3 protein-coding genes and 1 pseudogene are annotated in these 15,470 nt (G+C 68.4%); all 4 read left to right on the top strand.

The features are described from left to right. Positions 1-91: 91 nt before the first annotated feature. Entirely contained in the window at positions 92-2,767 is a 2,676-nt protein-coding gene (locus ACFVH0_RS27190; RefSeq protein ID WP_385824282.1) for an AAWKG family protein, read from the top strand. A gap of 8 nt (positions 2,768-2,775) precedes the next feature. Next, positions 2,776-3,282: a YbaB/EbfC family nucleoid-associated protein gene (locus tag ACFVH0_RS27185; protein WP_385824279.1), complete on the top strand. Its 507-nt coding sequence runs from the start codon at positions 2,776-2,778 to the stop codon at positions 3,280-3,282. A 7-nt stretch (positions 3,283-3,289) separates the two neighbouring features. Further along, complete coding sequence (locus ACFVH0_RS27180) at positions 3,290-3,634, top strand: hypothetical protein (RefSeq protein ID WP_360549147.1); 345 nt, start codon at positions 3,290-3,292, stop codon at positions 3,632-3,634. 19 nt (positions 3,635-3,653) lie between these two features. Then, positions 3,654-15,470 (top strand): annotated as a pseudogene (locus tag ACFVH0_RS27175) (hypothetical protein); the annotation flags it as partial.

Raw genomic sequence — 15,470 nt, 5'->3', positions numbered from 1 at the left:
GGGCCGCTCCGGCGGTCCGGGCCGGCCCGTCTGTGCACCGCCTCTTCTCCGCCCGCCCCGATCCTCCTTCTTCGCCCCCGGAGCGTTCCGCATGTCGACCCCCACTTCACAGAACTACGACGCCGACGACTACTGGGGGCAGGCCGTCACCAAGCTGACCGGCTATCCGATGCCCAGCCGCAAGGGCCTGTTCACCGGCCTGAGCAGCAAGGAGAAGAGTCCGCTCTTCCGGATGAGCCTGGACAAGATCGGTGTCCAGTCGGTGATCAACGCGGCCACGCAGGGCTCGCTGAAGAGCGACGGCCAGGACTACGACCTGTACTTCTACTCCAACAAGAACGGCCACGTGGAGATGTACCACGCCCGGCTGGTCTTCATCGGCTCCTTCATGTCGGAGAAGGGACGCAGCCGGGGGCTGGAGGCCAATGAGTCGCTGAGCGGCGGGAAGTACAAGGGCAAGTACGGCGACGACTTCGACATCGGCCCGCTCGGCCAGTACATGGGAGGCCCGGGGGCGGCCCTGGGCGCCCTGATCGACACGAAGACCACGCACGGCGCTTCCTTCAACGGCGCCTCGGTGCCGGACGCGAATGTGGTGGACCTCAACTCCTTCCAGCGCACCGCCCAGGCCTTCGACCGGGCGGCCCAGTTCTTCGTGGACCAGACAGCGATCCTCGCGGGGTGGGAGAAGTCGCTGGGGAGCGAGCAGTCGGCCTGGAAGGGCCAGGCGGCGGGAATCTTCTGGCAGTTGGTGCATCAGCTGAACGGGAACTACGAGAACTACAAGGAGCAGCTGGGCGCGGGCGACAAGTTCGACGCGGTCGGGGATCCCGCGTTCACGCCGAAGTCCAACCATTCCAAGCAGCTGATGGCGGCGCAGCAGACGCTGCTGACCCAGGCGAAGTCGCTGCGGACGGCCTGGAACGCGTGGATGGGGCGTAACGAGCACGACCCGCACTTCCACCTGATCCAGGTCCTGGACGACATTCTGAACTGGCTGACCCAGCACAACATTCCGTTCATCACGTCGACGACCTCCACCGGGAACGTCATCAACCCCACCACCACCACGACGTACTCCACCAAGGACGGTTTCCAGGAACCGCATCCGACGTACGGCGATCTGACCGACATCCAGAACTGGGCCGCGGTGGGCAATGAAGCCGTCAAGCGGTGGAACGACTTCATCGAGCAGCCGCATCCGGACATCGAGGGTCTCCAGGCCGGTCTGAACGGCACGGCGATGACGGTGCTGTCCGATCTCAACAACGCCTGGATCGACGCCACCACGCCGTTCGATTCGCCGCTCACCACCAAGAACACCGGGTCGCTCACGGAGTTCTACACCAAGGAGAAGACCGAGAAGGCGAAGGAGGAGGCGGACAAGAACAGCAAGGACCTCAACACGGCCCTGGACAACCTCAACAAGGGCATCGGTGACATGGGGAACAACGTCACCAAGTCCCTCAACGACTTCGGGGGCGGGCCAGGCGGTCTCAAGGATCTGCTCGGCAACAACGGGACGAAGGATCTCAACGGGGATTCGGGCAACGGACCCGGCGGTGACACCGGCAAGGACCTGACGAGCGACCTCAACAAGAACATCGACGACATCCTCAACCCGGGCAACGACGACTCGACCCAGGGCAATGGGGACACGACGCACACCGGCCCGCTGAACCCGATGGTTCCGCCGCCCAACCTCCCCGGCAATTCGGTCCTGAACCCGGGTGGCGGGACCACCTCGCTCGACAAGAACCGCAATCTGGTCACGACGTATCCGAACGGCGACCGGGTGACGTACGACCCGAAGACCGGGAAGTACACGGTCACACCGCACCAGGGCAAGACCACGGTGCAGGACCTCAACCCGGGCCAGAGCGTGACCAACCCGGACGGCAGTGTCACCAAGCTGAACAAGGACGGCACGCTCACCACCACGTTCAAGGACGGCAGCCGGCAGATCGTCGATCCGGAGACCGGCAAGGTCACGACCATCGACAAGAACGGCAAGGAGACGGTCACCGACCTCAATCCGAGGACCGAGTACCAGTGGCCGCCGAACACCGACAGCCACCGCACTCCCCCGCCGACCCATCAGGATCTCAACCACGACCTGAACCGTGACCTGAACCGCGATCTCAACCATGACCTGGACCGGGATCTCCACCGGGATCTCAACTCCCCCGGCGGAAACTCCCACTCCTCGTTGAACAGCTCCTCGTCCGGCGGTGGCGGTCAGAACCGTTCCGGCAACGGCGACTACGAGGAGTACGACAGCACCTTCCACCCGGGCGGGACGCTCGGTGCGCCGCCCGGCGCCACCGGCAACCAGCCCCCGGCTTCCCTGCCGGGCACGGGTACGGGTTCGGGTTCGGGCGCATCGTCCGACGGCTCCACACCGCTCAACCCGATGATGCCGATGGGCGGCATGGGCGGCATGGGCGGCATGGGCGGGATGGGTGCCGGTGGGCAGGCGGGCGGCTCGTCGGGCGAACGGGTCCGCAACGTCCTGACGGAGAGCGGCCCCGGCACGCGCGGCGGATCGTCCCGTTCCGGGGGGCGACGCGGCGCCGACGAGGAGCGCAGCGCGCGCAGGGCCCGTACCGCCACCAGTTCCACGGCCGTCGCGGGCGGCTCGGCCGGCGGCGCCCAGGGCGGGCAGGCGACCGGCAGCGGGGAACGCGACCGGGTGCACTGGGTGGCCGAGGACGAGGACGTGTGGGGCGCGGAGGAAGGCGGCACGCCCTCGGTGATCGGACGGTGAGCGGGCGGATGGGCGGAGCGATGGACGAGGCCCCGGGGAGCGCGGGGCGTGGCGAGGTCTCGCCGTACGCGAGGTCCGTGGAGGCCCGGCTCGCCGCGGCGATGGCCGAGCTGGAGGCCACCGAGAAGGGCGTGGCGAAGGCCGAGGCCGAACTGCGGCGGGCGACCCGCACCGTGCGTTCGGCGGACCGGTCGGTGGAGGTCACGGTCGGGCCCCAGGGCGAGCTGACCGCGCTGCGGTTCCTGGAGGGGAAGTACCGGACGATGTCGCCCGGCGAGCTGTCGGGTGCCGTGCTGGACGCGTTCGGCCGAGCGCGTACGGAGATGGCCCGGCAGGTGATGGAGACCTTCGAGCCGTTCACCCGGCCGAGCACCGAGGTGCCCGAGCTCACCGGGGTGGACATCGACTGGGCGCGGATCTTCGGGCCCGAGGTGCTCCAGGACCCTGAGGAGCGGGCCCGGCAGGAGTCGGGGCGCCGGCTGCGGGACGAGATCGACGAGGACGAGGAGCGCTGAACACACGATGAGCGACGGCTACTTCGCCGAACCCGCCCGGATCCAGGCGGGGTTGCGGCAGATGTTCTCGATCAGCACCTCGATCGGCGCGATGGTGGACGACTTCGTCGTCGACGTACGTGCCACGAGCGACTGGCCGGGCCAGGACGACAGCTTCGCCAAGGAGGTCATCCCGCAGGAGCAGAAGGAGCGGGAGAGCAGCAGCGAGACGGCGATCGCACTGTCCGAAGCGGTCAACGGCGTGGCGCACGGGACCTCGGTCAACCTGAAGTCGATCAAGTCCAACCAGAACAACATCCTGGACGCGATCCGGGACCACCGGATCAAGCCCAACAACAGCGGAAAGCGCTGACGGCAGAGAGCACGGCCCCATGTCGATCAAGGCGACGCCCGAGCTGAACAACCTGCTGTTCGTCCTCATCGGCGAACGGTTGTTGCAGGCGGACGAGGATCTGGCGTACGCCAGCCGGCGGCCCTACCACCGGCTCGCCGACCGTCTCACCGACCTGTCCGGCGAGATCGAGCAGTCGGTCGTCGGGATCAGCAGGTCGCTCCCGCCCAAGGTGGGCGCCAGCTATCTCCAGTCGATGAAGCTGTTCATCGACAACGGAGGCACCAACCATCTCCGGGACTTCTCAGACCAGTTGAAGACCATCGGCGACGGTCGCACCGACACGTCGATGAACATCATCGAGTCCAAGTGGCAGATCATCGCCGAGCTGATCCGGCTGATGATCGAACTGCTGGTCATCTTCGTGATGTCGTTCTTCTCGGGCGGGGCCTCGGCGAGCGACGCGGCGGTGGCGAAGGCCCGCAGCCGGGTGGTGCTGCTGACGGTGCTGGACACGCTGCTGAAGCGCACGCATCTGATGCCGAGCCTGAGCGAGGCGTTCCAGGAGGCGTTCCAGACCTTCGCGGTGCGTCTCGCCCTGATGATGGCGGGGCCCGACGGGCGGCGGCCGAAGGGGTTCGACTGGAAGGCCATCGCGCAGGACGGTGTCTTCGGCGCGTTCGCGGGGCTCTTCCACGGCGCGTTCTCGTCCGGGCTCGGCAAGCTGCTGAAGAACTTCACGGACAAGGGCCCGGTCAAGAACCTCACCAAGGACGTGACCGACAAGGCGCCACGGCCGAGCAAGTTCTCCCCCAAGAACCTGGCCAACACCGCGCTGAACGACACGAAGGACTTCCTGACCTCCGGTGGTTCGGAGGCCGTCGCGGAGATCGTGGCGGGTGGCCTGATGACGGGGAACTGGACGACGAGCTGGGACACCTTCCTGGGCTCCGGGATCAGCAGCAAGGCCGAGCAGATGCTCGGGGGCGGCGCGTCCAAGCCCGGCACGTGGGTGAAGAACAACTTCACCGAGAAGAACGTACCGACGTCGAGCCAGGCCGACGGTGACGGCACGGGGTCGAAGTCCGGGGACGGAACGGACTCCGGCACCGGGAACGACACCGGCAACGGCAGCGGAAACGGAACGAGCACGGGGAACGCGACCACAACGGGCACCGGAACGGGGACGGGGACCGGGGCCGGCGGGGGCTCGGGGACCGGGAAGAACGGCAGTACCACGAACGGCGCCGGTTCCCAGGACCAGCCGGAGCAGACGCAGGAGTCCGAGGAGACGGACAAGTCCGGGCCGACGGGCGACAACGAGCACACGGGACCGGCATCGAAGCCGCCGCCGTCGGGCGCGACGGGGCCGTCCGGCTCGAACGGACCGGCCACCAAGGGTTCCGTCAACACCTCAAGCAACGACGACCACGACCACACGGCTCCCACCGACGACACCGACGACACGATCGGTACCGAGGAGGAGTCCCAGCAGACTCCCGACGAGCGCACGGTCCCCCCGGCGAACGCCGACTCGCAATCCGGCCCCACCAACACGTCCGGCAACGGCGACTCCAACACCTCGCGCGGCGGCCCGACACCGAACCACAACCCGGCTCCCGCCCAAAGCCACCGGACGCCCGACGCACAGCAGGACGAGCAGCCCGACGTACCGCAGAAGCCCGGGCCCGAGACGGAGCAGGAGACCGACGCACCGACCACGCAGTCCAACACACAGACCGACACGCAGACCGAGGCCCCGGAGAACGAGACCGAGCCCAGCACGGGGCTGCTCACCGAGGACGGCTCCTCCGACAACGGACAGGCGCCGTCCGACGCCGGGTCCTCGTCCACCTCGCAGGTCACCCCCCACACCGTCACGGTGCCGGAGCATCAGCTGTGGTCGCAGCTCCTCGGCACCCCCGGTCCCCCGCCGCAGCAGTTGCTCGACGGCATCGCCGCCCACCGTCGGGGGGCCGCACCGTCACCGGAGGAGATCGACCTCCGCAGGGAGCTGCGGCAGAAGCTGAACGACGCCGAGGGCGGGGTCACGATCTTCATCGACGACGCGGCCAACTTCGGCCATCAGGCCGCCGCCACGATGCTGATGGACTCCCTGAACGAGCTGGGCTACCAGGGGCCCATCACCGCCATCGCCCCTGCCAATGTGCAGCAGAAGCTCGCGCTGCTGCTGAGTGACGAGCTCAACGCCCGTGTCACCTGGCAGACGCAGACCTTCGACCCCGACCGGCCGGCGACCGACCCTCGGACCTCCGGGAGGCCGGGGGCTCAAGGGCTGGTCATGGTCGCGGCGAGCGACCGGCTCGACGGCGGCGAAGAGGTGGCGGAGCGGTTCCTGAACTTTCTGGGGATCGACCGGGCGGTCGTGCTCAAGCCGTACGCCTGGGAAACCTCGCACCGCTATCTCTACAGCAGGCCGTCCTTGGACTCCGCCGTCGAGGTCACCGATCTGGAGGTCTCCGAGTCGTCCGGCAACACGATCGCGCCCGACGCCCTGTTCAATTTCCACACCCCGCTCCTCACCCATGACGAACTCGATGTCCTGATCGACCGGCGGGTCACCGCCTCCGATGTCGCCGGTGGGCTCAAGGAGATCGTCCGGGCCGTGCACGAGAACGGCACCGAAGTCATGCCGGTCTACGGCCTCCACAATGTCACCGAGTCGGGCCGGGCGTCGGCGCTCAGCACTCTGGCCGCCGGGATCAGCGGGTCCGGGATCGACAGGCCGTCCGTGATCCTCTCGTTCGGCCGCACCACGGTCGACTTCGCTCCCGTACACACGGACGCGCAGCTCAGACGGACCGACATCACCGCCCCCGACCTCCGCGAACAACTCGAACAGCTGGGGCCGACCGACGTCCTCGTCGTGCAGAGTCCAGGCCTCCCGCAGGACGTATTCCGGCAGATCTTCCAGCTCGGCACGCTGCCGGCGGTGCTGGAGGGCGCCAACACCACCAACCTGATGCAGCTGCTGGGCCGCCCGTACTTCTCCGCGCTGACCAACCACACCCCGTACGACCAGCTGGACCAGGTCGCGGCGAGCCACCTCGAACAGGTGACCAAGGCAATCACTCATCCCAGCCAGTGGGGGCGCAAGGCCGCAAAGCTGACGAGCGAGCAGCCGACGCGCGCGTGGACGGCGCTCCAGAACGTTCACACGGCCCAGTCCGTGACGTCGGCCCTGCCCAGGGACGGGGACGGACACGTCCTGACGCAGGACGAGTGGATGCGCCTCAAGGCGGACGGAGTGCTGAGCGTCGACGAACTCAAGTCGGTGCTCGGGGACGGCGCGGACGTCGTCGCCATGATCGCGGACGTCGGGTACACCGGCCGCACAGCGACCATCAGCGACGAGCAGCTGGCCACGCTGCGGACCAGGCTGGGTGAGCTCCGGGCCGAGCATCTGGTCGAGGTCCGCAACGCGATGGACCATCTGTCGGTCGTGCCGGAAGCGGGAGCGGCCGAGGTCATAGCGGAGGCCATCGACGAGCTGACACAGGCAGGCTCCCGGCTGCACGCCTACTTCGCCGGCCTCCGGGCCAAGGCGCACGAACCGCACAACGACCAGACCCTGCAGGCCCTTCGCCTGGTACTCACCGATCGCCCGGCCCTGCCCCGGACCGAGTCCCTCGCCCAGGGCCAGAACCAGGAGGAGAACACCCAGCAGGAGACACCTCGCTGGCAGACCGACTGGGACCGGGTGGACGACTCCGACGACGAGAACGCGTACTCCGAAAGCCCGGAATCCCGATCCGTCGCCACGTCCAGTAGCTCCACACCGACGTCCAGCCGTTCGCAGAGCCCCATCGCCGATCGACCGATCACCGAGAGCCGGCAGCAGATCACGACCGAGGAGGAGAGCGAGGAGGAGGAGAGCAGCGAGGAGGAGAGCAGCGAGGACGAGGTCCCCAATGCCGACAATGCCGACAACAACAGCGACATCGGCAGCGACATCGACTTCAGCCTCGGCCTCTTCGGCGACACCCAACCCGAAACAACACCGAACAACACCTCGGCCCAGGCCACGAACTCCGACAACGACACCGACACCGAGGACGCCGACAACGCCGACAACAACAGCGACATCGGCAGCGACATCGACTTCAGCCTCGGCCTCTTCGGTGACATCCAACCCGAAACAACACCGGACAACACCTCCGCATCGGCCGTGAAGCTGTCCGATGTCAATGATTCCTCCGAGATTCCTCCCCGGCTCGTGCTCAGGTCCGCCCGCTCGGCCGACGACGCCACGACCGACTCGGACGACATCGTCAAGCAGACGGTCGCGACCGGCTCGTCCGACTCGTCGTTCCTCGCCTCGTACACCTCGGCCGACTGGACCGACCGGAACGAGCGCTACAGCACCGTCGTCACCTCCGACACCTTCCAGGACCACCACCACAGCGAATCGTCCATGTACCGCAAGCAGCGCCGGACGCCCTGGAGCGGCCAGAAGGTGTCCTTCTTCGCGGCACACGGCACTCCCACCCGGGTGAAGCTGACGCGGCAGGACGGGACGAGCATCGTGGTCAGCGGCAGGGAACTCGGCCGCTACCTGGAGCACTCCGCCGATCTCGGTCCGAAGAACCGCCCCATCGTGCTGTACGCCTGCTCCACCGGCGCCTCGCCCACTCACGGCGGGCTGTCCGTCGCCCAGCACGTCGCCAATGTGACGGGCCGGCCGGTGTACGCACCCACCACGTCCGCCGGTACGGCGCTCGACTCCGAGCAGCGGCCGCGCCCGGTCCTCTTCCGCGACGACGCGGAGAATTCCGGCCAGTGGATCACGTACACCCCCGAGCCCACCGGCGCCGAACTCATCGCGCTCGCCCGCACAGCGGGGCTGCACCCCCCGGCAGGCACCGCCCAGGCCACGGACACCGCGGCCGGCACCAGCTCCACCAGTTCCGCGACGCCGTCGGAGGATGCCCCCAGCCCCTGGGTCACGATGCGAACGCTCCAGCTCGTACGTACCATGCGCAACACCTTCGGTACGCAGATCGCGCAGTCCCCCGACCACGATGCGCTGCTGGCGGCCCTCGGCGCACTGGACAGCGAACGTTTCGGGGGCGACGACACCGTCTGGGCGCCCTACCGTGACGGGCGGATGACGCCCGAGCTGCTGCGCCGCATCACCGAGGGGCTGTCAGGAACGGACACCCTTGGCCTGGACCGGTACTCCGCCCTCTTCGACCGGGTCAACCAGGCGGCCGGCGGGAGCGGACCGGCGGACGGATCGTCGCAGGAAGACCTCCAGTCCCCCTCCCGCGACCTCACGCGGGACGTCATCGGACCCACGCCGGAACAGCAGACGCAGCAGACACAGCAGGCCTCCACGTCCACGAACACCGATGTCTCCACCGACGTGGTCCAGCTGGTGGCGGCCCAGCTCGACACCGATCGCCCCGCCACGGTCGACGACACCATGCAGCCGCCCCCGGCCGAGGGCGCGGTCCAGCGGTTCCCGGGCGGTCTGACGCTGCCCACGTACATCACCGGAGACGGCGAGAACGCCGATTCCGCCTTCACCTACGGCCAGAGCCAGGTGATCCAGCGGGGCATCGACAACGTACTGAACCGCATAGCCGGTTCGAATCTGCCGGTCCCCGCCCGGAGCCCCGGCGCCGTCCGGAACAACCCCCTCGCCGGACTGGAACGGGCCCTCAAGCAGACGCCTCATCGGTTCCACGGCGACGGCTGGGTCTCCGCCCCCTTCAAGGACACCTCGGGACGCATCCGCCAACTGCGGGTCTCCCAACGGCCGCAGGCGCCCTGGTCCATGATCACCAATGAGAAGGGCGGGGCGATCTCGCTCGACCCGGTGAAGGTGGACCAGATCCATCGCAGCCAGATCACCTCCGGGAAATCCGAAACGGCAAGCTCTTCACGGCAGTTGGGTGTGGCGGTTCCGCTGGGGCCGCCGATCGGCCCCGCGAACATGTTCGGGCGGGTGGGCATCGCTCTGGGCTTCACGAAGTCGGTCGACTTCAACCTCCAGGACCAGACCCTGAGCCAGGTCGAGAGCCGTCACTCCGACGAATCGCATCTGTACCTGGGCGATGTGATGTACACGGTCGAGCTGACGGAGCCGGCACCCGAGAAGTACGGGAAGCTGAAGCGGCTCACCGAACGGATCAGCAGGCCGATCACCCGGTCCACCGCACCGGTCGAGAACACCGGACAGCAAGAAACACTCACGTTCGGTGTGAAGGACGGGCTGCTGCTGCGTCTCCCCGACAACCTGACCGCCAAGCGCACTCACGAACACGCGCCGCAGGAGATGCGGCTCAGCGAGCACAGCGACTACCGCATGGTGCACACCGAGGGATACGGGTCGGTGGCGGCGATCCGGAAGTGGGCGATGGACCAGACCGGGGCGGTCGTCGGCTCGTCGATGCACGCGGAGATCACCCGGTTCTTCAGCTCGGAGAACTTCATCCGGACCGCGGACCGGATGGCACACGGAACGGTCACCGGTCAGCCGATGTTCACGGAATCCGGGCAGCCCGGCGGTGTGTTCGCCGTGGACAAGGTCGTGCCGGTCGAGGCCACCCACATCTCGGAGACCGACGCGGCAGAGCTTCGCAACGCCATTCAGCGGGTCATCAAGAACGACCGGAGCACGTCGACGGCGTACAGCCAGGACCTCCAGTTCACCATCGGTCCCAGCATTTCCTTCGACGAGTACGCGACGAGCGCGGTCCAGCCGCGCTTGCAGGTGGGCGGCTTCGCCCAGTTCGGCAACCGGTCGACCCGCACCACCGGCTTCGGCGGCTCGGGCAGCCGCAAGATCGTCGGACGTGCCAAGAAGGTGCGTACCGAGCTGTACCTGGTGAAGAAGACCGTCCATGTCCGTAAATCCGGACAGAACACGGCCGAGACGTTCGATGTCTGGACCCTCGACCGGATGACCCGCGCGGAGGCGCGCCGCCTGGCCGGCTGGGACGACGGTACGAAACTCCGTACCCGGTCCACGGAGCACACGGCCGTGAACCCCGTCGGGACCGAGGGGAACAACGGCGGCAGCAGCTCCGTCGCCCCCGTGCCACCGAACAACGGCGAGCCGCCGGCCCCCGTCTATCTGCCCCGGGACCGTCCGACGCTGCTCGGCATGGCGAGGGTGGAGGCGTTCCTCCCCGACACCGACACCGTCGAGGGCGCTGCCACGGACACCGCCGGGCAGTCCACGACACCGCCCCCCGCAGCATTCCTCAACGAGCTGACCGACAGTGTGATCGCCGCCATCGCCGAGCAGCACCCCGGTCTCGTCGCCCCGCTGGCGGACTTCACGACCCCCGATGACAAGTCGAAGGGATGGCGGGGCAAGAACCACTTCAGCGCCGCCCTGCAGAACACACTGAGTGTGATGGACGCCCTGAGCCATCACAGCGTGGCGGGGCAGCTGGAGTCCTTCACCACCGACGGAATACCGATCCGCCTCGTCGACAACACGGGTACCAAGCGGAAGTACCGCTGGATCCGGGCCAGGGGCGAACTGACCGGGCGCCGCTACGAGGGCACACGCAACGAGCTGATCCTCCGGAGCAGCACCCCCGGAACGCAGCGGCTGGACAGCTCGGCCACGGTGTCCCACACCAGGGAGGTCGGGGTCGACGTCGGCATATCGGCGCGTGAGAACAACGCCGACGCGTTCAAGCAGCCGATCAACAGCGGAGTGATCACCCCGGCCGGCCGGCTCGGCTGGCAGAAGGCCCGGAAGACCGGCTCCGGTGCCACCGTCTCGTACGAGCCTTTGCACGCCACGTCGGGCCCGTCCCATGTGTTCAGCTACCAGCTGTCGGTGACCGTCACCAGCGGCGGGTACTGGCGCTTCCGGGAGCCGCTACGGGTGCTCGGTGTGCTGGGCACGGGGCTCTCCGTGGGGCGCAACGCGGAGGTCGACCTCATCGGCGGCACGGCCCGCCGTCCGGCGGTGACCGGACGGATCCTGCTCGACGTGCCCGACGAGCACATTCCGCCGACCGCCCGGGGCTCACAGCAGGAACAGGGCTCGACGCCCCCCGCCGCCGGCCCCGTCGCCGTCCCGCTGAGCACCGAGGAGGTCCAGGACCTGCTGGGCGAGCCGAAGAAGCCACTCGCCGCGAACGGCACGGGCCGGGGCACCGGTACGCAGGAGAACGCGGAGGAGAACGCCGAGTCGAACGCGGAGGAGATCGAGCTCCCGGAGCAGCAGGCCGCGTCGGCTCCGTTCGGCGGTCTCTCCCACCAGGTCATCGCCGTCGCGGGCGGCTCCGAGCTGAACCAGGGCGTGGAGACCGCGCTCAAGGCAGGTTCCGGTGACGCCTGGCAGTTCAGCCTGTACGGGGCCGCGCCGCACGACGCGGTGATGCGTCAGTTCCAGCCACAGGTCCTGGCCTCGTTCCTGGACCAGTCGATCAGCCGTGCGGGCATGCGCATGGTCGAGCTGTTCGGCGCCGGACCTTACATCAATCGGATCGGCCGGCTCGTCCACCGCGCCACCCTGCGGAATCCGGTCGTGCAGTCGAAACCCGTCGCGGTGGAGACCGAGGTGACGCTCGGCGCCGAGACCCAGGTCACCCATGCGCGGACCTCGGTCACGGTGGCCAAGCTCAACCTCGGGGTCGCCTACGCGCGCAGCCACGACCAGGGGCCCTCGCTGGTCGGTACGTACGGGCTGGTCCTGAACGGAACGTGGACCAAGGGGAGCACCGCGACCGCGACGAACACGGTGTCGGTGGAGAACGACCGGGACGACGAGAACCTGAAGTATCTGGTCACCGCGGATGTCGATCACGAGGTCGGGTTCACGACTCGCGCCAACGGGCTCGTCGGCCCGCTGCGCGCCCTGCTGCCCACGCTGCGCACCCACTTCGCGGGGTTCCGGCTCACCATGCCCGGCAGCTGGCTCGGCCATGTGCCGGAGAAGGTCGCGCACCGCCTCGGCCTGGTCGGCGGCACGCTGCCCGCCGCGCCCACCTACACCGAGGAAGCCTGGTCCCCCGCGCCCTGGCTGAAGGACACTCCGTTCGGTTCGTTCCCGGTCAACTCCCTGGACTCCGCCACGGCCGCGCAGCACTTCGCCGAACTCCTCAAGTCGCGGGGGGTGGACGACGCCGGTCGGGACCACATCCTGGACATGGTGACGCCGCGTGCGCTGCTCGCCCTCCGGCAGCAGATGGCCGCCGCCAAGGGCGGGGTCACGGCGGTGACCCGCACCGCCTGGACCAAGCTCGGCGAGGTGTCCATCGGCTCGCAGCGTGCGACGGTACGCATCGAACTCATCCCGGGGGACACGACGTTCGACGGAATCGATCACAGTGTCACGTTCCAGGAGACCCTGGGCATGACCGAGACCGTCGAGGTGAGCAACACCAAGGCGGTCACGACCACGACCGGACTCTCGGTCACCGAAGCGGTGCGGACCCAGAACACGGTCGCCCCCACCGCCGGCTCGAGCCTCTCCGAATCGCTCGCCGTCACCCAGCAGAAGACGGTCGCCACTTCGGCGAGCCGCATGAAGAACTACACGTTCTACCCCAACGAGCCGTTCGCCGACTTCCTCACCACGTACCGCATCCGCATGGTGCTGGTGAACGCCGACGGAACGGAGGTGCCTTCGAGGGACTTCCCGGTCGGCACCCTGCGGGAGCAGCTGCCGCTCAGCCTGGCCGTGCCGAACTCCGCGGACAACACCGGCGCCAATCCGGTGACGGACGGGAACCAGCCTCCCGGGGTCACGGTCCGAAGGCCCGGACAGCTCACGAACGAGGCCATCGAGCGATGGCGGCGTGAGGGTGTGACGCAGCCGTTCACCATGCCGGCCAATGGCTTCATGCCACGTCGGATCACCGACACCGACTTGGCGTTGGACGCCGCCCACCTCGCCCTGGCCAAGGCACACAACACCGAGCTGCCGCACCTGCCGAAGCCCAGCAGCACAGCCGTCGGACTCTCCGGCACGAATCTGGCTGCGGCAACGGGCACGGCCCGGAAGTCCGGTCTCGCCCGCCAGGGGCGGGCCTCGGGACAGGCCCTGTCCGACGGGCTCGCGAGCACCCAGACGGCGGCCTTCTTCGGCAACACCGCGTCGGGCAACGGCTATCTCGCGGCCACGATGCACGATGCCACCATCGCGCTGGACACCCAGGGCAGCTACCGGCTGTTCTCGCGGCCCCGGCTGAGCGAGGCGGTTCTGCTGAGCGTGGCGGCGGACGCCACGATGGAGAGCCCCGAGCGGCAGACCGTGAGTTCGGACCTGTCGGTCACGGAGACCGGGGCGCAGGGCACGACGCTCGGTGCGACCGTCGGCACGTCCGTACCGGCGATCGGCTCCGTCTCACCCGCGCCGACGGGCAGCGGTGGGAACACCGGTGAGTCGACGACTCTCAAGATCTCCTCCGCCGACGGCACCCAGCACAACATAAAGCCCAAGACGGGCCGGGCACTGCTGTTCTCGATACCCACGGACTGGCTTGGCGAGGCGACGGTCACGCACGGCCGGGCCGCCAGTGTCTTCGTCCAGGGCACCAGGTCGCAGACCGTCGAGTACCGGACCAATGTCCTGGCCTGGGTACGGGAGGACGTGGCCCGCGATCTGGGGCTGATCGACGACACGACCTTCCCGTCCGACGTCACCGCCGCCTGGACCTCGGTGACCAAGGCGAGCAAGGCGTGGGTGGACGCGGACAAGGCGTACTGGAAGGTCAGGCGCGCAGTCACCGAATCGGCCGGGGATGCCCGGCCCACGCCCGAGCAGCTGCAGCAGATGGCGGAGCTGGCCGCGCACGCCCGCGAGGCGATGCGGGAGTTCCGCCGGGTACGGGCGGCTACGGACCGGCTCACCCAGTGGTACCACCGCACGCCGCGCAACGGCCCCCAGCCTCCCGCGGTGAGCTTCACCGCACCCGAAACGCCGTCGAAGACGTTCCCCAAGTACACCGGGACGGCGTTCGCCCCGGACACGTCCACGGCGACGGCCTCCGTCGACGCGCCGCACACGCTCGTCTCCCCGGACGGCGAGACGTACACACTGCATGACGTGCCCGAGGACGGCGACGCGTTCTTCCACGCGCTGGCGGCGGGAATGCGGCACACGAACACCGCGTTGCCGGGCTCGACCGGCGGCACCACGGGCACAACGCCTGACGTCACCGACTTGCGCAACCGATTGACGGACACCCTGACGAACGACTCGGGCGACCTGCTGGACTTCATGACCCCGGATCTCCTCGACTCGTTCGACCCTCAGGAGCTGGCCGACGGCGGCCCCACGTTCGCCGCAGGATCCCCCGAGGCCCTTGAGTTCGCGGACCCGGCGCGCACCCTGCCGCTGTACGCACGGCTGTCGGCCGACGAGCGCAAGGCGCTCGCGCTGGCACAGCTGCAACGCGCCGGGAACTCGCCCGGCGAAACCGGCTGGAACCACGGGGCAGCGGACCTGCTGCCCGCGCTCGCCGCCCGGACCCTCGGTCTCAAGGTGACGGTCGTCCGGGACGACGGCACGTTCCAGGATTTCGGACCCGAGGGCACCGGGACACCCCCGACGCACGTCGTGCTGTACCTCAAGGACCGCCACTACCAGGCGGCCCTGGCTCCCGTGCCCACGGTCTCCGAGACGAACAGCCTGTCGGAATCGGAGAACGACTCAAGGAACCCGGAGGACTCGGAGAACCCGGAGGACCCGGAGGACTCGGAGAACTCGGAGAACTCGGAGAACTCGGAGCAGGACGCCGACGAGAGCGCGTCGGAGGCGGGCTATGACGGGGACAACGACACAAACACATCCACAACACCCCCAACACAGCGAACAAAGCACATCCACAAACGCAAACCCCCGGCACAGAACGACGAAACA

Source organism: Streptomyces sp. NPDC127117 (assembly GCF_042677325.1).
Classification (GTDB): domain Bacteria; phylum Actinomycetota; class Actinomycetes; order Streptomycetales; family Streptomycetaceae; genus Streptomyces.
The sequence above is the reverse complement of the archived record's forward strand: the minus strand, read 5'-3'. Positions and strand labels throughout refer to the sequence as shown.

What these genes read in the sequence shown, in the direction of transcription:
- ACFVH0_RS27185 (WP_385824279.1), top strand. Translation starts at nt 2,776, where the DNA reads ATGGGCGGAGCGATGGACGAGGCCCCGGGGAGCGCGGGGCGTGGCGAG.
- ACFVH0_RS27190 (WP_385824282.1), top strand. Translation starts at nt 92, where the DNA reads ATGTCGACCCCCACTTCACAGAACTACGACGCCGACGACTACTGGGGG.
- ACFVH0_RS27180 (WP_360549147.1), top strand. Translation starts at nt 3,290, where the DNA reads ATGAGCGACGGCTACTTCGCCGAACCCGCCCGGATCCAGGCGGGGTTG.